This window comes from Pseudomonas sp. B1-22, assembly GCF_050474425.1.
GTDB lineage: Bacteria > Pseudomonadota > Gammaproteobacteria > Pseudomonadales > Pseudomonadaceae > Pseudomonas.
Window position 1 is genome coordinate 518,736 of sequence record NZ_JBCHVH010000006.1, and the last position, 19,875, is coordinate 538,610.

The 19,875-nt window shown below is 65.0% G+C and carries 20 protein-coding genes; 11 read left to right on the plus strand and 9 right to left on the minus strand.

The features are described from left to right. Positions 1–84: 84 nt before the first annotated feature. From miaB to lnt, 5 genes are all read left to right on the plus strand, one after another. Positions 85–1,422, plus strand: a complete 1,338-nt coding sequence (gene miaB, locus ACQ5BL_RS24340) for a tRNA (N6-isopentenyl adenosine(37)-C2)-methylthiotransferase MiaB (protein ID WP_243805188.1) — start codon at positions 85–87, stop codon at positions 1,420–1,422. A gap of 105 nt (positions 1,423–1,527) precedes the next feature. After that, the gene (locus tag ACQ5BL_RS24345; protein ID WP_243805187.1) at positions 1,528–2,529 is read left to right on the plus strand and encodes a PhoH family protein; all 1,002 of its coding nucleotides are present in this window, start codon (positions 1,528–1,530) and stop codon (positions 2,527–2,529) included. Then, the gene (gene ybeY, locus ACQ5BL_RS24350; protein WP_243805186.1) at positions 2,522–2,983 is read left to right on the plus strand and encodes an rRNA maturation RNase YbeY; all 462 of its coding nucleotides are present in this window, start codon (positions 2,522–2,524) and stop codon (positions 2,981–2,983) included. The genes ACQ5BL_RS24345 and ybeY overlap by 8 nt, the downstream gene beginning before the upstream one ends. Before the next feature lie 20 nt (positions 2,984–3,003). Beyond that, positions 3,004–3,843: an HlyC/CorC family transporter gene (locus ACQ5BL_RS24355; RefSeq protein WP_207884650.1), complete on the plus strand. Its 840-nt coding sequence runs from the start codon at positions 3,004–3,006 to the stop codon at positions 3,841–3,843. Between the two features lie 269 nt (positions 3,844–4,112). Next, positions 4,113–5,645: an apolipoprotein N-acyltransferase gene (gene lnt, locus ACQ5BL_RS24360; protein WP_243805185.1), complete on the plus strand. Its 1,533-nt coding sequence runs from the start codon at positions 4,113–4,115 to the stop codon at positions 5,643–5,645. Between the two features lie 143 nt (positions 5,646–5,788). On the opposite strand, the gene ACQ5BL_RS24365 is transcribed toward lnt, so the two are convergent. Both ACQ5BL_RS24365 and ACQ5BL_RS24370 read right to left on the minus strand, forming a co-directional pair. Then, positions 5,789–6,550 carry a YdcF family protein gene (locus ACQ5BL_RS24365; protein WP_243805184.1) on the minus strand — a complete coding sequence of 254 codons (762 nt, stop codon included), beginning with the start codon at positions 6,548–6,550 and terminating at the stop codon, positions 5,789–5,791. 42 nt (positions 6,551–6,592) lie between these two features. Continuing rightward, complete coding sequence (locus ACQ5BL_RS24370; protein ID WP_243805183.1) at positions 6,593–7,036, minus strand: hypothetical protein; 444 nt, start codon at positions 7,034–7,036, stop codon at positions 6,593–6,595. A gap of 235 nt (positions 7,037–7,271) precedes the next feature. Between ACQ5BL_RS24370 and leuS the strand changes: the two genes are divergently transcribed. The 3 genes from leuS to holA all read left to right on the plus strand — a co-directional run bounded on the left by leuS (position 7,272) and on the right by holA (position 11,662). Further along, positions 7,272–9,893 (plus strand): leucine--tRNA ligase, encoded by a 2,622-nt coding sequence (gene leuS, locus ACQ5BL_RS24375; RefSeq protein ID WP_243805182.1) that lies wholly within the window; start codon positions 7,272–7,274, stop codon positions 9,891–9,893. A gap of 80 nt (positions 9,894–9,973) precedes the next feature. Further along, positions 9,974–10,588: an LPS assembly lipoprotein LptE gene (lptE, locus tag ACQ5BL_RS24380; protein WP_207884655.1), complete on the plus strand. Its 615-nt coding sequence runs from the start codon at positions 9,974–9,976 to the stop codon at positions 10,586–10,588. 36 nt (positions 10,589–10,624) lie between these two features. Beyond that, on the plus strand, positions 10,625–11,662 hold the full coding sequence (holA, locus tag ACQ5BL_RS24385; protein ID WP_207884656.1) for a DNA polymerase III subunit delta: 1,038 nt from the start codon (positions 10,625–10,627) through the stop codon (positions 11,660–11,662). A gap of 170 nt (positions 11,663–11,832) precedes the next feature. On the opposite strand, the gene ACQ5BL_RS24390 is transcribed toward holA, so the two are convergent. Continuing rightward, the gene (locus tag ACQ5BL_RS24390; protein WP_243805181.1) at positions 11,833–12,183 is read right to left on the minus strand and encodes a YciI family protein; all 351 of its coding nucleotides are present in this window, start codon (positions 12,181–12,183) and stop codon (positions 11,833–11,835) included. A 178-nt stretch (positions 12,184–12,361) separates the two neighbouring features. On the opposite strand from ACQ5BL_RS24390, the gene arfA reads away from it, so the two are divergent. The 3 genes from arfA (at position 12,362) to ACQ5BL_RS24405 (ending at position 14,395) form a co-directional block, all read left to right on the plus strand. Continuing rightward, positions 12,362–12,514, plus strand: a complete 153-nt coding sequence (gene arfA, locus ACQ5BL_RS24395) for an alternative ribosome rescue factor ArfA (protein WP_207884748.1) — start codon at positions 12,362–12,364, stop codon at positions 12,512–12,514. 71 nt (positions 12,515–12,585) lie between these two features. Further along, positions 12,586–12,885, plus strand: a complete 300-nt coding sequence (locus ACQ5BL_RS24400) for a hypothetical protein (RefSeq protein WP_243805180.1) — start codon at positions 12,586–12,588, stop codon at positions 12,883–12,885. A 247-nt stretch (positions 12,886–13,132) separates the two neighbouring features. Then, positions 13,133–14,395 (plus strand): lytic murein transglycosylase, encoded by a 1,263-nt coding sequence (locus tag ACQ5BL_RS24405; RefSeq protein WP_243805179.1) that lies wholly within the window; start codon positions 13,133–13,135, stop codon positions 14,393–14,395. Positions 14,396–14,437: 42 nt separating this feature from the next. On the opposite strand, the gene lipA is transcribed toward ACQ5BL_RS24405, so the two are convergent. The 6 genes from lipA to mltB form a co-directional block, all read right to left on the minus strand. After that, the gene (gene lipA, locus ACQ5BL_RS24410) at positions 14,438–15,433 is read right to left on the minus strand and encodes a lipoyl synthase (RefSeq protein ID WP_243805178.1); all 996 of its coding nucleotides are present in this window, start codon (positions 15,431–15,433) and stop codon (positions 14,438–14,440) included. A gap of 5 nt (positions 15,434–15,438) precedes the next feature. Next, positions 15,439–16,083 (minus strand): lipoyl(octanoyl) transferase LipB, encoded by a 645-nt coding sequence (lipB, locus tag ACQ5BL_RS24415; protein ID WP_207884665.1) that lies wholly within the window; start codon positions 16,081–16,083, stop codon positions 15,439–15,441. Next, positions 16,083–16,382: a DUF493 domain-containing protein gene (locus tag ACQ5BL_RS24420; protein ID WP_207884666.1), complete on the minus strand. Its 300-nt coding sequence runs from the start codon at positions 16,380–16,382 to the stop codon at positions 16,083–16,085. The genes lipB and ACQ5BL_RS24420 overlap by 1 nt, the downstream gene beginning before the upstream one ends. 190 nt (positions 16,383–16,572) lie before the next feature. Beyond that, complete coding sequence (locus ACQ5BL_RS24425; RefSeq protein ID WP_207884667.1) at positions 16,573–17,730, minus strand: D-alanyl-D-alanine carboxypeptidase family protein; 1,158 nt, start codon at positions 17,728–17,730, stop codon at positions 16,573–16,575. A 96-nt stretch (positions 17,731–17,826) separates the two neighbouring features. Continuing rightward, the gene (locus ACQ5BL_RS24430) at positions 17,827–18,855 is read right to left on the minus strand and encodes a septal ring lytic transglycosylase RlpA family protein (RefSeq protein ID WP_430293303.1); all 1,029 of its coding nucleotides are present in this window, start codon (positions 18,853–18,855) and stop codon (positions 17,827–17,829) included. Further along, positions 18,852–19,874 carry a lytic murein transglycosylase B gene (mltB, locus tag ACQ5BL_RS24435; protein WP_207884750.1) on the minus strand — a complete coding sequence of 341 codons (1,023 nt, stop codon included), beginning with the start codon at positions 19,872–19,874 and terminating at the stop codon, positions 18,852–18,854. The genes ACQ5BL_RS24430 and mltB overlap by 4 nt, the downstream gene beginning before the upstream one ends. Position 19,875: the final 1 nt, after the last annotated feature.

Genomic DNA, 19,875 nt, shown 5'->3' on the forward strand with positions numbered 1-19,875 from the left:
CTCGCCACTCAGCCAGCGGTGGCAGACGCCCGCGCCGAGGCATATAATGCGCGGTCATTTTTTAACCAGCTCAAGACAGATTCCATGGCCAAGAAGCTTTTCATCCAGACCCACGGTTGCCAGATGAACGAGTACGACAGCTCGCGAATGGCCGATCTGCTGGGTGAACACCAGGCCCTGGAAATCACCGAGAAGGCCGAAGAAGCCGACGTCATCCTGCTCAATACCTGCTCGATCCGCGAGAAGGCGCAGGAGAAGGTGTTCTCCGAGCTGGGCGCCTGGCGCGCACTCAAGCAGCAGAACCCGAACCTGGTGATCGGCGTCGGCGGCTGCGTGGCCAGCCAGGAAGGCGCGGCGATCCGCGAGCGCGCGCCCTACGTCGACGTGGTCTTCGGTCCGCAGACCCTGCACCGCCTGCCGGAGATGATCGACGCCGCCCGCACCACCCGCAAACCGCAGGTAGACGTGTCCTTCCCGGAAATCGAGAAGTTCGACCGCCTGCCCGAACCGCAGGTCAACGGCCCCACCGCCTTCGTCTCGGTGATGGAAGGCTGCAGCAAGTACTGCACCTTCTGCGTGGTGCCCTACACCCGCGGCGAGGAAGTCAGCCGGCCGTTCGACGACGTGCTCGCCGAGGTGATCCACCTGGCCGAGAACGGCGTGAAGGAAGTCACCCTGCTGGGCCAGAACGTCAACGGCTACCGTGGCCAGACCCACGACGGACGCATCGCCGACTTCGCCGAACTGATCCGCGTGGTCGCCGAGGTCGATGGCATCGAGCGCATCCGCTACACCACCTCGCACCCGCTGGAATTCTCCGACGCGCTGATCGCCGCCCATGCCGAAGTGCCGCAACTGGTGAAGTTCGTCCATCTGCCGGTGCAGGCCGGTTCCGACCGCATCCTCGCGGCCATGAAGCGCAACCACACCGCGCTGGAATACAAGTCGCGCATCCGCAAGCTGAAGGCGGCGGTGCCGGACATCTGCATCAGCTCGGACTTCATCGTCGGCTTCCCCGGCGAAACCGAGCAGGACTTCGAGCAGACCATGAAGCTGGTGGAAGACGTCGGCTTCGACTTCTCCTTCACCTTCATCTACAGCTCGCGCCCCGGCACCCCGGCCGCCGACCTGGTCGACGACACCCCGGAAGAGGTAAAGAAGCAGCGCCTGCTGACCCTCAACAGCCGCCTGCAGCAGCAGGGCTTCGAGATCAGCCGACGGATGGTCGGCACCGTCCAGCGCATCCTCGTCACCGACTATGCCAAGCGCGACCCGGGCCAGCTGCAAGGCCGTACCGAAAACAACCGCGTGGTGAATTTCCGCTGCGACAACCCGCGCCTGATCGGCCAGTTCGTCGACGTGGAAATCTACGAGGCGCTGCCCAACTCCCTGCGCGCCACCCTCGTGGAAGCCCATCACTGATCATCGACCGCTGAATGCCCCGATGGCGTCCGAACTTTCGTACTCGCTCGCCCGGGGTTATTCTTCGACCATTCCCCTTTCGCAATACGGCGACTTAGAGAACCCTTGAACGCCCCTCTGGATATCCATCGTTTCATGCTCGAACCTTTCGAGGCCCGCAGCTTTGCCAACCTGTGCGGGCAGTTCGACGAGCATCTGCACCAGATCGAGAAGCGCCTCGACATCGAGATCCGCAACCGTGGCAACCAGTTCGAACTGGTCGGTGAGCCCGAGCGCACCCAAGCGGCCGAAAACCTGCTGCAGCGCCTCTACCGCGAAGTGCAGAACGGCACCGAGCTGACGCCCGACATGGTTCACCTGTTCCTGCAGGAATCCGGCCTGGAAGACTTGGCCAACGCGCCCGAAGCGCCCCTGGTGACGCTCAAGACGCGCAAGGCGCACATCCGCCCGCGCGGCGCCAACCAGCAGCGCTACGTAAAGGCCATCCTCGATCACGACATCAATTTCGGCATCGGCCCGGCCGGCACCGGCAAGACCTACCTCGCGGTGGCCTGCGCCGTGGACGCCCTGGAGCGCGAGCAGATCCGCCGCATCCTGCTGGTGCGCCCGGCGGTGGAAGCCGGCGAGAAGCTCGGCTTCCTGCCCGGTGACCTGTCGCAGAAGATCGACCCGTACCTGCGCCCGCTCTACGACGCGCTGTACGAGATGCTCGGCTTCGAGACCGTGGCCAAGCTGATCGAGCGCCAGGTGATCGAAGTCGCGCCGCTGGCCTACATGCGCGGCCGTACGCTGAACAACAGCTTCATCATCCTCGACGAAAGCCAGAACACCACGATGGAACAGATGAAGATGTTCCTCACCCGCATCGGCTTCGGCTCCACCGCGGTGATCACCGGCGACGTCACCCAGGTCGACCTGCCGAAAGGCACCCGCTCGGGCTTGAAGCACGTGATGGAAGTGCTGCGCGACGTGCCCGGCATCAGTTTCACCCACTTCAAGTCCAAGGACGTGGTGCGCCACCCGCTGGTGCAGCGCATCGTCGATGCCTATGACGCGTACGAGAACCGCCTGACCGGGGTCGAGAGCCAGGGCGGCAAGCATGCTTGAGCTGGACCTGCAGATTGCTTCCGAAGCACCCGGCCTGCCGAGCGAAGCCGACTTCCGCCGCTGGTGCGAACTGGCCCTGCGCCAGCGCCAGAACGACTCGGAGCTGACCATCCGCCTGGTGGATGAAAGCGAAGGCCGCGAACTGAACAAGACCTGGCGACACAAGGACTACGCCACCAACGTACTGTCCTTCCCCGCCGACGTTCCCGACGAGCTGCTGGACATCCCGCTGCTCGGCGACCTGGTGATCTGCGCCCCGGTGGTGCAGCGCGAAGCCGCCGAACAGGGCAAGTCCGTCGAGGCCCACTGGGCTCACCTCGTTATCCATGGTTGCCTGCATCTGCTCGGCTACGATCACATCGAAGATGCCGAAGCCGAGGAAATGGAAGGCCTGGAACGGGAATTGCTGGCCGAACTGGGTCATCCGGACCCGTATGCGGCCGACGAAGAATAAACGCCAACGAGCAAGGAAAGATGAGCGAAGACCGATCGAGCAATGGGCACAAGTCGTGGTTGGACAAGATCACCCAGGCTTTTGCCCATGAGCCGAGAAACCGCCAGGAGCTGCTTGAGCTCCTGCGCGAAGCCCACGACAACAAGCTGCTGGACAGCGAGGCGTTGTCCATCGTCGAAGGCGCGATCCAGGTGGCCGACCTCCAGGTCCGCGACATCATGATCCCGCGCTCGCAGATGATCTCCATCAAGTCGACGCAGAAGCCCGCCGACTTCCTCCCCGCCATCATCGAAGCGGCGCATTCGCGCTACCCGGTGATCGGCGAGAGCCTGGACGACATCATGGGCGTCCTGCTGGCCAAGGACCTGCTGCCGCTGATCCTTCACGACCAGAACCACGCCTTCAACATCAAGGATCTGCTGCGCCCGGCCACCTTCGTGCCCGAGTCCAAGCGCCTGAACGTGCTGCTGCGCGAGTTCCGCGCCAACCGCAACCACATGGCCATCGTCATCGACGAATACGGCGGCGTGGCGGGCCTGGTGACCATCGAGGACGTGCTGGAGCAGATCGTCGGCGACATCGAGGACGAGCACGACGTCGAGGAAGATAGCTACATCAAGCCGCTGCCCAGCGGTGACTTCATCGTCAAGGCGCTGACCCCGGTGGAAGCCTTCAACGACTTCTTCGGCGCGGAGTTCTCCGACGATGAATTCGACACTGTCGGCGGTGTGGTGATGAGCGCCTTCGGCCACCTGCCCAAGCGCAACGAGACCACCGAGCTGGGCGGCTTCCGCTTCCGCGTGCTCAACGCGGACAGTCGCCGGCTGCACCTGCTGCGCCTGACCCCGCTGCAGGACTGAGCGCAGGGCGTACAACCGTTCGCGGTTGTACGCCGTTACACCACCCCGTAGCGGAGCCCCTGCCCTTGTAGGAGCGAGCTTGCTCGCGAACCACCCAACGCCGGAGTCGCCGGCGAACCCGTTCGCGAGCAAGCTCGCTCCTACAAATCCCCACCGCTCCTGCAACATCACATTGCAGATGGCTCATGGCTTTTGGCCCCCATCCCCATAGCCTACCGTTCGTCTCTCCATTACTCTTGCGCATCGCTTAACCGCCACAAGGATTCCCGATGCGCTGGATCACCCGCCCCGGCCTGCCAGGCCATTTGCTCGCCCTGGCCGCCGGCGCGCTCACCCCGCTGGCCCTGGCGCCGTTCGGCTACTGGCCGCTGGCGCTACTGTCCCTCGCCCTGTTCTACCTCGGCCTGCGCGGCACCACCGCCGGCTCCGCGCTGTGGCGCGGCTGGTGGTATGGCTTCGGTGCGTTCATCGCCGGCACCAGCTGGATCTACTTCAGCATCCACGACTTCGGCGGTGCCTCGGGGCCGCTGGCCGCCTTCCTGGTGATCGGCTTCAGCGCCGGTGTGGCCTTCTTCTTCGCCCTGCCCGCCTGGGCCTGGGTGCGCCTGTTCCGCCGCAACAACGCGCCGGTCAGCGACGCGCTGGCCTTTGCCGCGCTGTGGGTGGTGCTGGAGCTGTTCCGCAGCTGGTTCCTCACCGGTTTCCCCTGGCTCTACGCCGGCTATAGCCAGCTGGAAGGCCCGCTGGCCGGGCTTGCCCCGATTGGCGGCGTGTGGCTGGTGTCGTTCAGCATCGCCCTCAGCGGCGCGCTGATCATAAACATCCCGGCGCTTACCCAGCGCCCCGCGCGCCTGGTCGCCGGCCTGCTCCTGCTGATCGCGCCCTGGGCGCTCGGCATCGCCTACAAGGGCCATGCCTGGACCACTCCGGCCGGCGCCCCGCTGAAGGTCGCCGCGCTGCAGGGCAACATCGCCCAGGAAATGAAGTGGGACCCGAAGGCCGTTACCCACCAGCTGGAGCTGTACCGCGACCTGACGGCCGAGCAGAACGGCTTCGACCTGATCGTCTGGCCGGAAACCGCCGTTCCCGTGCTCAAGGACCAGGCCGCCGGCTACCTGGCGATGATCAATGAGGTCGCCACCGCCAAGAAGGCCGCGCTGATCACCGGGGTTCCGGTGCGCCAGAAGACCGCCGAGGGCGTGCGCTATTACAACGGCATCACCGTGGTCGGCGACGGCAGCGGCGACTATCTCAAGCAGAAGCTGGTGCCCTTCGGCGAATACGTTCCCCTGCAGGACATCCTGCGCGGCCTGATCGCCTTCTTCGACCTGCCCATGTCCGACTTCGCCCGCGGCCCGGCCGACCAGCCGCTGCTCAAGGCCAAGGGCTACAGCGTGGCGCCGTACATCTGCTACGAAGTGGTCTATCCGGAATTCGCCGCTGAACTGGCAGCGCAGAGCCAGCTGCTGCTGACCATCAGCAACGACACCTGGTTCGGCACGTCGATCGGCCCGCTGCAGCACCTGCAGATGGCGCAGATGCGCGCCCTGGAAGCCGGGCGCTGGATGGTGCGCGGCACCAACAACGGCGTCACCGCGCTGATCGACCCGTTCGGCAAGCTGGCGGTGCAGATCCCGCAATTCCAGCAAGGCGTGCTGCACGGCGAAGTGGTACCAATGCAAGGCCTGACGCCCTATCTGAAGTGGCGCGTCTGGCCGCTGGTGATCGTTGGCGCGGTGCTGCTGGTGTGGGCGCTGGTCCGTCGGCGGACGCATCCGGAAGAGCGCCGGCTGTTCCGCTGATCGCAAAAAGGGCCTCGTGAGAGGCCCTTTTTCATTCACGGGACAGAATTCGATCTGACCGTAGGAGCGGACTCCGTCCGCGATAGACCCGCATCGCGCCGGAAGCCTTCGCGGACGAAGTCCGCTCCCACGAAAGCCTGGCATCATCGATAGAACAACCGATACCCCACCAACCCGATCGCCTCGTTGAGCAACTGCTCGCTCTGCCAGACCGCCCGCCCTTCCGGCAGCCAGCCACCCAGCGGCCGGGCATTGTCCACGCCGATATACCCCACCGGCGCCGGCACCACCTCGAGTCCAGCATGTTCGAAGCTCCACAGCGCACGCGGCATGTGCGTCGCGTGGGTCACCAGGACCACGCGTCGGATGCCCGCTTCGCGCAGGATGGGTGCGCTGAGCAGGGCGTTCTCCCAGGTGGTGCGACTCATCCCTTCCTGCCAGCGCACCTCGACGCCGTAATCGTCGCTCAGGCTGCGAGCCATGATGTAGGCCTCCGAAGGCGGCGTACCGTAGTGCAGTCCACCCGAGGTCAATACCGGCAAGCCACTGGCCTTGGCCAGGCGAGCGGCGTAGCGCAGCCGCTCGTAGGCCATCAGGCCGGGCTGGTCCTCGTCCCAGGCGCGGTCGCCGCGCATCCGGCCGGCACCCAGTACCACGATGGCATCGGCGCGCTGCGCCAGCCCCGCCCAGTCCGCCTGCTTCAGCGGCGCCTGTTGCTCCAGCAGGCGCGCGCCCCACTCCACGGTCACCGGCAGGCTCATCACCAATAGGCCGAGGAAACCGCTGAAGAAGCACAGGATGGAGAGGCGAGGAAAACGCCGGCGCAGGACAAACGCCAGGAGCAGCAGCAGAAGCAGCAGTCCCGGCGGCATCAGAATCTGTTTGAGGATGTAGCGAAGCGGCATTGGCGACTCCTTGTCGAGCGCCAAGCCTAACGGATCACCGCGCTATCCGCGCGCTTTCGCGTTGCGGAACAACTGGGAACCACAGGACGTGCAGGGCAACACACCCTGGCTGCGGCTCCAGGCCACCGGCGTGCCGCACAACGCGCATTGCAACTGCTGCGGATGCGGGCGCCCGATCAGCCGCGGGCGGCTACTGGGCGGGGCAACGTGACGCGGCGGCCGGGAGGCCCGTGCCGGCCCCTGCTCCAGTAGCGCCAATTCCTCGGCAGCGGCGTGCCAGCCGCGCAGCCAGTTCACATCCTGATCGAGGTAGGCGCGGATCAACTCCATCTCCGCACTGCTCAAGCCGCGCAGTTCCAACTCGACAGGGCACTCATCCCTTAAACGTTCGGCGGTATCGGCCTCATCCAGGGCCAGCGCCAGTCGTTGCAGCAACCGTTCATACAGACCCGAACCCGAAGCACTTGTGCGATGCAACTCAGCCATCAGTCACCTCAAGACAGGCGGAAACCTCCCGCCTTCAGGCAAAGCTTAGCGGCCCACCCCGCGCCACACCGAGCGTGCGACAAACGGCGCGGGCTACCGGCTCGGGGAGGGGTCATGTATGCTACGAGGCTTTCTGTAGCCACCGGGCCCATGTCGTTTCAGGGGTCGGTTGAGCGGAGGGCCACTCGACCTCCCTGGCTGCACACTTCTTTTCCGTACAGGTTCAAATCGCGCCATGCACGAGCAATATCAGCCCCTCGAGATCGAATCCCAGGCCCAGAACTTCTGGAACGAACACAACTCCTTCCGCGTCGACGAAGTCGCCGGCAAGGAGAAGTTCTACTGCCTGTCGATGTTCCCGTATCCGAGCGGCAAGCTACACATGGGGCATGTGCGCAACTACACCATCGGTGACGTGATCAGCCGCTACCACCGCATGCAGGGCAAGAACGTCCTGCAGCCGATGGGCTGGGACGCGTTCGGCATGCCGGCGGAAAACGCCGCGATGAAGAACAACGTCGCACCGGCGGCCTGGACCTACGACAACATCGCCTACATGAAGTCCCAGCTGAACAGCCTGGGCCTGGCGATCGACTGGTCCCGCGAAGTCACCACCTGCAAGCCGGACTACTACCGCTGGGAGCAGTGGCTGTTCACCCGCCTGTTCGAGAAGGGCGTGATCTACCGCAAGAACGGCACCGTGAACTGGGACCCGGTGGACCAGACCGTACTGGCCAACGAGCAGGTCATCGACGGCCGTGGCTGGCGTTCGGGCGCGCTGATCGAGAAGCGCGAAATCCCGATGTACTACTTCAAGATCACCGCCTACGCCGAAGAGCTGCTGTCCAGCCTCGACGACCTGCCGGGCTGGCCCGAGCAGGTCAAGACCATGCAGCGCAACTGGATCGGCAAGTCCCGCGGCATGGAGATCGCCTTCCCCTATGACCAGGCTTCCATCGGCGAAGCCGGCCAGATGAAGGTCTTCACCACCCGTCCGGACACCCTGATGGGCGCCACCTACGTCGCCGTGGCCGCCGAGCACCACCTGGCCACCCTGGCCGCCCAGCGCGATCCGTCGCTGCAGGTGTTCATCGACGAATGCAAGCGCGGCGGCGTCGCCGAAGCCGACATCGCCACCCAGGAGAAGAAAGGCGTCGCCACTTCCCTGTTCGTCGAGCACCCGCTGACCGGCGAGAAGCTGCCGGTGTGGATCGCCAACTACGTGCTGATGACCTATGGCGAAGGCGCCGTGATGGCCGTTCCGGGCCACGACGAGCGTGACTTCGAGTTCGCCAACAAGTACGCCCTGCCGATCAAGCAGGTGATCGCCCAGGTCGGTGCCGACAACGACTTCGAACCGACCGTCTGGAAAGAGTGGTACGGCCTGAAGGACGACAGCGTCGTCACCGTCAACTCCGGCAAGTACGACAGCCTCGGCTACCAGGCCGCGTTCGACGCCATCGGCGCCGACCTCGCCGCCAAGGGCCTGGGCCAGGCACGCACCCAGTTCCGCCTGCGCGACTGGGGCATCAGCCGCCAGCGCTACTGGGGCTGCCCGATCCCGATCATCCACTGCGACGCCTGCGGCGACGTACCGGTTCCAGCCGACCAGCTGCCGGTGGTCCTGCCCGAGGACGTGGTGCCGGACGGCGCCGGTTCGCCCCTGGCCAAGATGCCCGAGTTCTACTCCTGCAGCTGCCCGAAATGCGGCCAGCCGGCCAAGCGCGAAACCGATACCATGGACACCTTCGTCGAGTCGTCCTGGTACTTCGCCCGCTACGCCTGCCCGCAGTTCGAAGACGGCATGCTGGACAAGAAGGCCGCCAACTACTGGCTGCCGGTCGACCAGTACATCGGCGGCATCGAGCACGCCATCCTCCACCTGCTCTACGCGCGCTTCTTCCACAAGCTGATGCGCGACGAAGGCCTGATCGACTCCGACGAGCCGTTCAAGAACCTGCTGACCCAGGGCATGGTGGTCGCCGAGACCTACTACCGCACCAACCCGAACGGCAGCAAGGACTGGTTCAACCCGGCCGACGTGGAAGTCGAGCGTGACGCCAAGGCCAAGGTCATCGGCGCGCGCCTGAAGACCGACGGCCTGCCGGTGGAAATCGGCGGTACCGAGAAGATGTCCAAGTCCAAGAACAACGGCGTGGACCCGCAGGCCATGATCGACGCTTACGGCGCCGACACCTGCCGCCTGTTCATGATGTTCGCCTCGCCGCCGGACATGAGCCTGGAGTGGTCCGACTCCGGCGTCGAAGGCGCGAGCCGCTTCCTGCGCCGCGTCTGGCGTCTGGCCCAGTCCCACGTCAACGCAGGTCCTGCGGGCGCCGTGGACAAGTCCACGCTGGACGATGCGCAGAAGGCCATCCACCGTTCCATCCACCTGGCCATCCGCCAGGCCAGCCAGGATGTGGGCCAGCACCACAAGTTCAACACCGCCATCGCCGCCGTGATGACCCTGATGAACGTGCTGGAAAAAGCCCCGACCGAATCCGCCGCCGACCGTGCCCTGCTGCAGGAAGGCCTGGAAAGCGTCACCCTGCTGCTCGCCCCGATCACCCCGCATATCTGCCACGTGATCTGGCAGGAACTGGGCAAGGACGGCGCCGTGATCGACGCCAGCTGGCCGCAGGTCGACGAAGCCGCCCTGGTGCAGGACAGCCTGCAACTGGTGGTACAGGTCAACGGCAAGCTGCGTGGTCACATCGAAGTGGCGGCCAGTGCCAGCCGCGAAGAAGTGGAAGCCCTGGCTCGCGCCAACGAGAACGTACTGCGCTTCACCGACGGCCTGACCATCCGCAAGGTGATCGTGGTTCCGGGCAAGCTGGTCAACATCGTGGCCAACTGAAAACGACGCTGGAAAAGACCTATTCGCCCGTGGCACCTTGGCCACGGGCACCCCGGATCAACAGGAGTGAGGGAAGCTTGATGAAACGTATCCTGACCAGCCTCGCGCTGATCGGCCTGGCCAGCGTGCTGAGCGCCTGCGGTTTCCAACTGCGCGGCCTGGGCGATACGAACTTTGCGCTCAAGGAAGTCGACCTGACCGCCCGTAACGCCTACGGCGAAACGGTCACGCAACTCCAGCAGGTTCTCGAAGGCAGCGGCGTGAAAGTCGTTTCCCGCGCGCCCTACCACGTCATCCTCGCCCGCGAGGACGTGACCAGCCGTACCGTCAGCTACACCAGCTCCGCACGCAGCGCGGAGAACCAGCTGACCAACACCCTGGACTACGAAATCCGCGGCACCAACAACCTGCTGCTGCTGAACGGCCAGGTCCAGGTGCGCAAGGTCTACGTACAGGATGAGAACAACCTGGTTGGCTCCGATCAGGAAGCCGCGCAGATCCGCGAAGAAATGCGCCGCGACCTGGTCCAGCAGATGGCCATGCGCCTGCAGATGATCACCCCGGCCCAGCTGGATGAACTGCAGCGCAAAGCCGACGCCAAGGCCAAGGCCGAAGCGGATGCGCAGAAGGCCGCGGACGACGCCGCCAAGGCGCAGCCGCAGCAGTCGCCGATCGAATTCCCGAAATCCGAGTGACATGCAGGGGCCGGACGATCCGGCCCCTTTTTCATCATGAAGCTCAATCCCGGACAACTCGCCAAGCACCTGCAGGGCAACCTCGCCTCCGTCTACGTCGTCAGCGGTGACGAGCCTCTGCTCTGCCAGGAAGCCTGCGACGCCATTCGCGCGGCCTGCCGCCAGCGTGATTTCGGTGAACGCCAGGTATTCAACGCCGAAGCCAACTTCGACTGGGGCCAACTGCTCGAAGCCGGCGCCAGCCTTTCACTGTTTGCCGAAAAGCGCCTGATCGAGCTGCGCCTGCCCTCCGGCAAGCCCGGCGACAAGGGCGCGGCCATCCTCCTGGAATACCTGCAGCGCCCGCCGGAAGACACCGTCCTGCTGGTCAGCCTGCCCAAGCTCGATGGCAGCACGCAGAAGACCAAGTGGGCCAAGGCCCTGATCGACGGCGACGTCGCCCAGTTCATCCAGATCTGGCCCATCGACGTGCACCAGTTGCCGCAATGGATTCGCCAGCGCCTGTCCCAGGCCGGCCTTGCCGCCAGCCAGGAAGCGGTGGACCTGATCGCCGCTCGGGTGGAGGGCAACCTGCTGGCCGCCGCCCAGGAAATCGAAAAGCTCAAGCTGCTGGCCGATGGTCAGCAGATCGACGCCGCTACCGTCCAGGCGGCGGTCGCCGATAGCGCGCGCTTCGACGTGTTCGGCCTGATCGATGCCGCCCTGAATGGCGAAGCCGCCCACTGCCTGCGCATGCTCGAAGGCCTGCGCGGCGAAGGCGTGGAGCCGCCGGTGATTCTCTGGGCCCTGGCCCGGGAGATCCGCGTGCTGGCCAGCCTCGCTCAGCAGTTCAGCCAGGGCGTTCCCCTGGACAAGGCCTTCAGCCAGGCCCGCCCGCCCATCTGGGACAAACGCCGTCCACTGATGAGCAAGGCCCTGCAACGGCACACCGCGCCACGCTGGAACCAGATGCTGCAGGATGCCCAACTGATCGACGCACAGATCAAGGGACAGGCGCCGGGCAATGCCTGGAGCAGCCTCGCCCGTCTGGCCCTGCTGGTCGCCGGGCAGCGCATCAGCCTGCCATCGGCCTAAAGCCAAGACTACCGCCACACCCCAACCAGGAGCGAGCTTGCTCGCGAACAGCGTCTAACGCCACAGCGTTAGACCCTACAGCGACAGGCTCCCACCTCCACGAGGCTTCAGCGCGGTCATTCGCGAGCAAGCTCGCTCCTACAAAAAGCCGAGGGCAAACGCCGTCGGCGCTACTCCCACTCGCGCACCTGCCGCACCTCCACACAGCCCAGGCGTCCCGGCGGAATCTTCGCGGCGATGCGCTGGGCTTCCTCCATGTCCCTGGCCTCGATCAGGTAGAAGCCTCCGAGCTGCTCCTTGGTTTCCGCGAACGGCCCGTCGGTGATCGCCAGCTTGTCGCCCTGGCCACGCAAGGTGCTGCCGGTGGCCGTCGGCAGCAGCGCATGGGCGGCGATGTAGTTGCCGCTGCGCCGCAGTTGTTCGCTGTAGGTCATACAGTCGTCGACGATGCCGCGCAGCTCGGCCTCCGGCAGCTCAGCCGCCTTGCGCTCGTCGAAGTAGATCATGCAGAGAAACTTCATCACCTTGTCCTCCATTCTTGTCCGTGGCGTCAAAAAGTTCACCGCAGCCAGAGTAGCCCCGATAGCCGTCATCTGGCCTTGGCCCATCCGCCGACTGACCAAAGGTATTGGACAAGCGTGCCAATCAGGCAGAACATGCGCGCGCCGGCAAAGGGCCGGTATCGATGAGGACATCATGATGGCGAAGAAATCCAAACGGCCGAACAAGGCCAAATCCCTGGTCGCGCAACCGCTGTTCCGCAGCCGCCAGGAAACGCCCCTCAAAGGCAAAGGCAGCTACCGCCGCGAAGCCTCCCACAATTGGGAGGCTTCTTCGCTTCTGGCGGCCTGAAACATCGGAAAAGCTGAACCACCCCGCCCTCCCGCTTTCAACCGGACAGCCACGCCCCTGGAGGTCCTGCCATGAAAGCCCCGCTCATCGCCACCATCCTTATCCTGCCCTTCAGCCTTCATGCCCATGCCTTCTGCTCCGACCAGGAAGCCGAGGCCAAGGGCAAGCAAGTCGCCGCCAAGGTCACCGAAGTCACCCGCAGCGATCCCCAGCGCGCGCAGAAGCTCAACGAAAAACTCGCCGAAATGAAGAAGGCTCGCTCCAGCGAAGAGCGTCCGGACGACTGCGCCGCCTACGACGAGATGCTCAAGGAGCTGAGCCAGAGCGCACCCAAGGTCGATCAGGAAACCGGGGCCCAGCCCAAGCAGTAAGTGCCGCGACTCCCGTAGGAGCGGACTCCGTCCGCGATCCGGCCGGCAGGCCAGCCCCGTATAGCCATCGCGGACAAAGTCCGCTCCTACAAAACAAGCTGCCACCACCCGACAAGTGCAAACCCGATAGGGGAATTTTCGCCCTGCGCAGCCATCCAACCCTACAACCCCCGCTTCTGCCCGCCGCAGACGCGTCACAGTGGTCATGTTATGGTGGCCGCTCGCCTGCCAGTACTCGAGGAGAGCAATGCGCAAGCCCGTTCCAACTGTTATCGGCCAACGCTGCCTGCTCGTCGCCGTGACCCTGGCCTCGCTCGGCCTGCTGACTGCCTGTACGGAGCCGCCGCCCAAGGACTCCGCCGCCAGCGTGCAGGCGCAACCTACGCAAAGCTTCGCCCAGTGGCGCGACGGCTTCCGCGTCCAGGCACTCGCCGCCGGCATCAGCGCACAGACGTTCGATACGGCGTTCCAGGGCATCGAGCCAGACGACTCGGTGGTGACCGCCGACCGCAGCCAGCCCGAGTTCACCCGCCCCGTCTGGCAGTATCTGGAAAGCGCCGTCTCCCCAGCGCGAGTGCGCAATGGCCAGGACCAGTTGCTGCAGAACGCCGAGGCACTGCAACGCATCGACAACACCTACGGCGTCGACCGCGAAGCCGTGGTGGCCATCTGGGGCATGGAAAGCAACTTCGGCCAGCAGATGGGCAGCAAGAACGTGATCCGTTCACTTGCCACCCTGGCCTACGAAGGCCGCCGCCCGGACTTCGGCCGTGACCAGCTGATCGCTGCGCTGCAGATCATTCAGCACGGCGACGTGCCATCAAGCAACATGATCGGCTCCTGGGCCGGCGCCATGGGCCAGACCCAGTTCATCCCCACTACCTATAACCGCTACGCCGTGGACTTCGACGGCGACGGCCGCCGCGACATCTGGGACTCGCCCACCGATGCCCTGGCCTCTACGGCGAATTACCTGAGCACGTCCGGCTGGAAACGCGGACAAAGCTGGGGCTTCGAGGTGCGCCTGCCGCCGGGCTTCGACTATGCCCAGGCGGACATGGATATCCGCAAACCGATGAACGAGTGGCTGCGGCAGGGCATCAAGGTGGCCGGCGGCATCCTGCCCAGTGACCCGCAGGCCAGCGTCTCGCTGCTGCTCCCGGCGGGCTATCGCGGCCCGGCCTTCCTGGTGACGGACAACTTCCGCGCCGTCCTCAAGTACAACAACTCCACTTCCTACGCCCTTGCCGTGGGCCTGTTGGCAGACAGCTTCAAGGGCGGCGGCAAACTGGCGGCTCAGTGGCCCGTGGGCGATGTCCCGCTCAGCCGCTCCGAGCGTATCGAACTGCAGGAGCTGCTGGCCAGGCACGGCTATCAGCCAGGAACCGCCGACGGGATCATAGGCGCCAATACGCGCAAGGCGATCCGTGCATTCCAGCACTCCGTCGGCTCGCCGGCGGACGGCTATCCGACCCCGGCCCTGCTCGGCCAGCTCCGGCAGAAGGCATAAACAAAAAAGGCGCCCGAGGGCGCCTTTTCATTGAGCCAGGGCTCAGCCGATCTTGGTGCCGTGCGCCTGCTGGTCGGCGTGATAGGACGAGCGCACCAGCGGACCGGAGGCGACGTTCTTGAAGCCCATCTTCTCGCCTTCCTCGGCGAACCAGGCGAAGGTGTCCGGATGCACGAAGCGCTGCACCGGCAGGTGGTTGCGCGAGGGCTGCAGGTACTGGCCGAGGGTCAGCATGTCGATGTCGTGCTCGCGCATACGCTGCATGACCTCGATGACTTCCTCGTCGGTTTCGCCCAGGCCGAGCATCAGGCCGGATTTGGTCGGCACGTGGGGAACCATTTGCTTGAACTTCTGCAGCAGGTCCAGCGACCACTCGAAGTCCGAGCCCGGACGGGAGGACTTGTACAGGCGCGGCACGGTTTCCAGGTTGTGGTTGAACACATCCGGCGGCTCCTGGGCGGTGATTTCCAGGGCGATGTCCATGCGCCCGCGGTAGTCCGGAACCAGGGTTTCCAGCTGGATGCCGGGGGACAGCTGGCGGATTTCCCGCAGGCAGTCGGCGAAGTGCTGGGCGCCGCCGTCGCGCAGGTCGTCGCGGTCCACCGAGGTGATCACCACGTACTTCAGGCGCAGGTCGGCGATGGCGATGGCGAGGTTCTTCGGCTCATCGACGTCCAGCGGCTTCGGCCGGCCGTGGCCGACGTCGCAGAACGGGCAGCGACGGGTGCAGATGTCGCCCATGATCATGAAGGTGGCGGTGCCGCCGGAGAAGCATTCGCCGAGGTTCGGGCAGGAGGCTTCCTCGCAGACGCTGTGCAGCTTGTGCTTGCGCAGCAGTTGCTTGATGCGGTCGACCTCGGGGGAAACCGGGATGCGCACGCGAATCCAGTCGGGCTTCTTCGGCAGTTCGTCGGTGGGGATGATCTTCACCGGAATGCGCGCGACCTTTTCCGCGCCACGCAGCTTGACGCCGACTTCCACCTTGCCCGGCTTGGCGGCCGGGGCGGCCTGACCTGGGTTATCCACAACAGTGCTCATCTAGGTTAGATCCCGCCCGTTAGGGTCTTCTGTGCTGCGTAGCCAAGGCGCTGGACGAGTTCGCCACGCAGGCGCTCGCGCACATCGGCCAATGCGATGGGGCCCGCCAGCTGGCTCAGCTGGGTCATGGCCATGCCTGCGTAACCGCAGGGATTGATGCGTCGAAAGGGTTCCAGGTCCATGTCCACGTTCAGTGCCAGGCCGTGGAAGGAACGGCCGTTGCGAATGCGCAGGCCGAGGGATGCGATCTTCGCGCCGTCGACATAGACGCCCGGAGCATCGGGTTTGGACACGGCTTGCACGCCATAACTGTCCAGCAGGCCGATGAGGCTTTGTTCGATGCGCGAGACCAGGTCGCGCACGCCGATACCGGAACGGCGCACGTCGAGCAGCAGGTAGGCCACCAGTTGGCCGGGGCCGTGATAGGTCACCTGGCCGCCACGGTCGACCTGGACCACCGGGATGTCGCCGGGGAACAGCACGTGCTCGGCCTTGCCGGCCTGGCCCTGGGTGAACACGCGCTCGTGCTCCAGCAGCCAGACTTCATCCGGGGTTTCAGCACCACGCTCGGCGGTGAAGCGCTGCATGGCGTGCCAGGTCGGCTCGTAAGGGAGGATCCCCAGCTCACGAAAGCCCAGCGTTTCGCCCATCAGAGCACCATGTGGACGCGGCCGGTGGCGCGCAGGTCTTTATGGATGTTCTGCAGTTGGTCGACACTGGTGGCGGTGATCAGCAGCTGCACGGACAGGAAGCGGCCGTTGCGGCTGTCACGGGAGACCAGGGTAGTGACGTCGAGGTCGGGCGCGTGGCGCTGGATGATCTCGACGACCAGATCGGAGAAGCCTTCGCCAGCATCGCCAATGACCTTGATCGGATAGCGTTCACAGGGGAACTCGATCTTCGGCGCGGGCTGTTCGGTCGTGTCGACAGTATCAGGGGTATCAGTCATGGCACTCGCGGGCGGGTAGCCCGCCTCCGCATGAGCGCCCAGGATGGAGGCGCTCCGGGTGGATCGGACGACGGCTGCCGGGCCACGGGGGGACCGCGCAGTCGCAGGCGGGCATTTTACCCGAGTTTGCGACTGCGCGTGAGGATCAATCCCGGCTTTGTATACAAAAGTGCAAGGCCGGGACGGGCGGTCAGTTGAACAGGCCGTAGAAGAACAGGCGCAGGCTGTCCCACATGCGGCGGAAGAAGCCACCTTCCTCGACGGCGTTCAGGGCTACCAGGTCGGAGGTACGGACGACCTTGTCACCCAGTTTGACTTCGACCTTGCCGATCACCTGACCCTGCTGGATCGGAGCCATCAGGCTCGGCTCGACGACCATGTTGGCCTGCAGCTGCTTGAGCTGGCCGCGCGGTACGGTCATGGTCAGGTCTTCGGCCAGGCCGGCTTTGACTTCGTGCTCGGAGCCCTTCCAGACCATGGCCTTGGTCAGTTCGGCGCCCTTCTTGTAGAAGGTCTGCGATTCGAAGAAGCGGAAGCCGTAGGTCAGCAGCTTCTGGGTCTCGGCGGCGCGGGCCTGCTCGCTGTTGGTACCGAACACCACGGCGATCATGCGCTGGCCGTCACGCACGGCGGAGGCCACCAGGCAGTAGCCGGCCTCGTCGGTGTGGCCGGTCTTCAGGCCGTCGACGGTCTTGTCGCGCCACAGCAGCAGGTTGCGGTTGGGCTGCTTGATGTTGTTCCAGAGGAACTCTTTCTGCGCGTAGATGGCGTAGTGGGTCGGCTCGCCATAGATGATGGCGCGGGCCAGGATCGCCATGTCCTTGGCGGAGGAGTAGTGCTCCGGGTTGGGCAGGCCGGTGGCGTCCATGAAGTGGGAATTGGTCATGCCCAGCTTCTGCGCGGTGGTGTTCATCATGTCGGCGAAGGCGTCTTCGCTGCCGGCGATGTGCTCGGCCAGGGCGACGGAGGCGTCGTTGCCCGACTGGATGATGATGCCGTGCAGCAGGTCGCTCACCGAGACCTGGGAGCCGACCTTGATGAACATGCGCGAACCACCGGTGCGCCAGGCATGTTCACTGACGGTGACCTGGTCGTTTTCACCGATGCGGCCGCCTTCGATTTCCTTGGTAGCGATGTAGGCGGTCATCAGCTTGGTCAGGCTGGCCGGAGGCAGGCGTTCGTCGCCGGCATTCTCGACGAGGATCTGGCCGCTGGCGCCGTCCATCAGGACCCAGGCTTTGGCCGCCAGTTGCGGCGCGGCGGGAACGACTTCAGCGGCCCAGCTGGCCACGGGGGCGCTGAGCAGCACAAGCAATGACAGACGTTTGGCGATGTTGAAGATGTTCATCCGTTTCTCTGGGGTTCACTAATGGTCAAACAATCCCCTTGGGGGGAACTCGTTGCCGCGGCCTCTGCGTGCCGCTGCGGCGCGTGCGGTGGAATCTCAGTCCAGGTGCACGAGCTTGGGTTGGCCAAGGTTGGCCACACGGATGCTGTCCTGCATCCGGCTTGCTTCATCCTGCGTGTTGATCGGTCCCAGGCGCACTCGGTACAAGGTCTGCTGGTTGACCACGACCGAGCTGATAAAGGATTTCGCCCCCGTCAGGCTGCCGACCTTCTCCTTGAGAAGCTCCGCAGCGTCCGGGTTGGCGAAGGCACCCACCTGGAGATACAGGCCATCGGCTGGTAATGAAGCGTTTTTTTTTGAGTCGATCTGAACCGGCGCCAAGGGCGCTGCGTGCTGCGCGGGCGGCGGGGTGTAGGTTTCGATCGGTTGCGCCATGGCCACGGCCTGGGGCTGCGCAGCGGACGGCTGCGGCGTTGCCATCTTCGGCAGTGCCATGATCATCGGCTGCGATTTGCCCTGGGAGGCCCACCAGCGATCCGGATCGATACCCTCGACCTTGACCCGCGCGGTGCCAGTTTCGGCGTAACCAAGTTTCTTCGCCGCGGCGAAGGACAGGTCGATCACCCGATCGGAATAGAACGGGCCACGGTCGTTGACCCGGACGATCACGCTCTTGCCATTGTCCAGGTTGGTCACGCGGACGTAGCTGGGCAGCGGCAGGGTCTTGTGCGCAGCGGTCATGCCGTAGAGGTCGTACTGCTCGCCGTTGGCGGTGGCCTGGCCGTGGAACTTGGTGCCGTACCAGGACGCCGTACCCACGACGTTATAGGTGCGCGCGTCGTTCATCGGGTAGTAGGTCTTGCCCAGCACGGTGTAGGGGTTGTTCTTCACCGGGCCGTTATGCCGCATCGGCACCGCGTCGGGGATACGCGAGACGTCGACATCCCACCAGGGCGCGCCGTCGCGGTGCGGGCGGTTGTAGTCGTAGGGGCCGGAAATGCCGCTGCTGGCCACCGGCTGCTGCTGGGGCGCACGGTTACCGGTACAACTGGCGAGGAACATGGTGCTCAGGCCAACGCAGGCGGCCAGCGACCAGAGGCCGGGACTTGCGATTCGCTTGCTCAATGGACACCTCGCGCCTTGGCGATCTCGCCAGCCAGCTGATGGACCGCCATGGCGTACATGGCGCTGCGGTTGTATCGGGTGATCACATAGAAGTTCGGCAGGCCGACCCAGTACTCGGTGCCCTGGTCGCCTTCCAGGCGCATGGCGGTGACCATCAGGTCGTCGCGCAGCACGTCATGGGTGCGCCAGCCCTGAGAGCGTAGCTGACCGAGGTTCAGCTGCGGGTCCAGGCCCTGGGTGAGCGCGTCCTCGGCAGTGGAGGTGCCGATTTCCGCCTGCGACACCACCGGTTCGCCGGTGTGCCAGCCGTGCTGCTTGAAGTAGTTGGCGACGCTGCCGATGGCATCGGTCGGGTCGCTCCAGATATTGATGTGGCCGTCGCCGTCGAAGTCCACGGCGTAGGCGCGGAAGCTGCTCGGCATGAACTGCGGCAGGCCCATGGCGCCGGCGTAGGAGCCGGTCAGGCTGAGCGGGTCGACCTGCTGTTCGCGGGCCAGCAACAGGAACTGCTTGAGCTCCTTGCGGAAGAAGTCGGCGCGCGGCGGGTAGTCGAAGCCCAGGGTGGACAGCGCGTCCATCACCTTGAAGTTGCCGGTGTTGCGGCCGAAGAAGGTTTCGACACCGATGATGGCGACGATGTACTGGGCCGGCACGCCGTATTCCTTCTCGGCGCGGGCCAGGGCCTCGGCGTTCTGGTTCCAGAAGTCCACGCCGCGGTTGATGCGCGCGTCGGTGACGAAGATCGGACGGTATTCCTTCCAGGTCTTGACCCGTTCGGCGGGGCGGGAGATGGCGTCGAGGATGGACTGCTTGCGCTCCACGTCATGGAAGAGACCCATGAGCTGTTCGCCGGCGAAGCCGTACTCACGGGTCATTTCGCTGACGAACTCGGCAACCTGGGGCGAACCATCGTAATCGCCCGCGGCAGCGGCACCGGACATGCCGATCGCCCCCGCGAGTCCGACCCAATGCACTCCCCTGGAAGCCCAGGCGCGCAATACTTGCATCCCTTTCTTCACT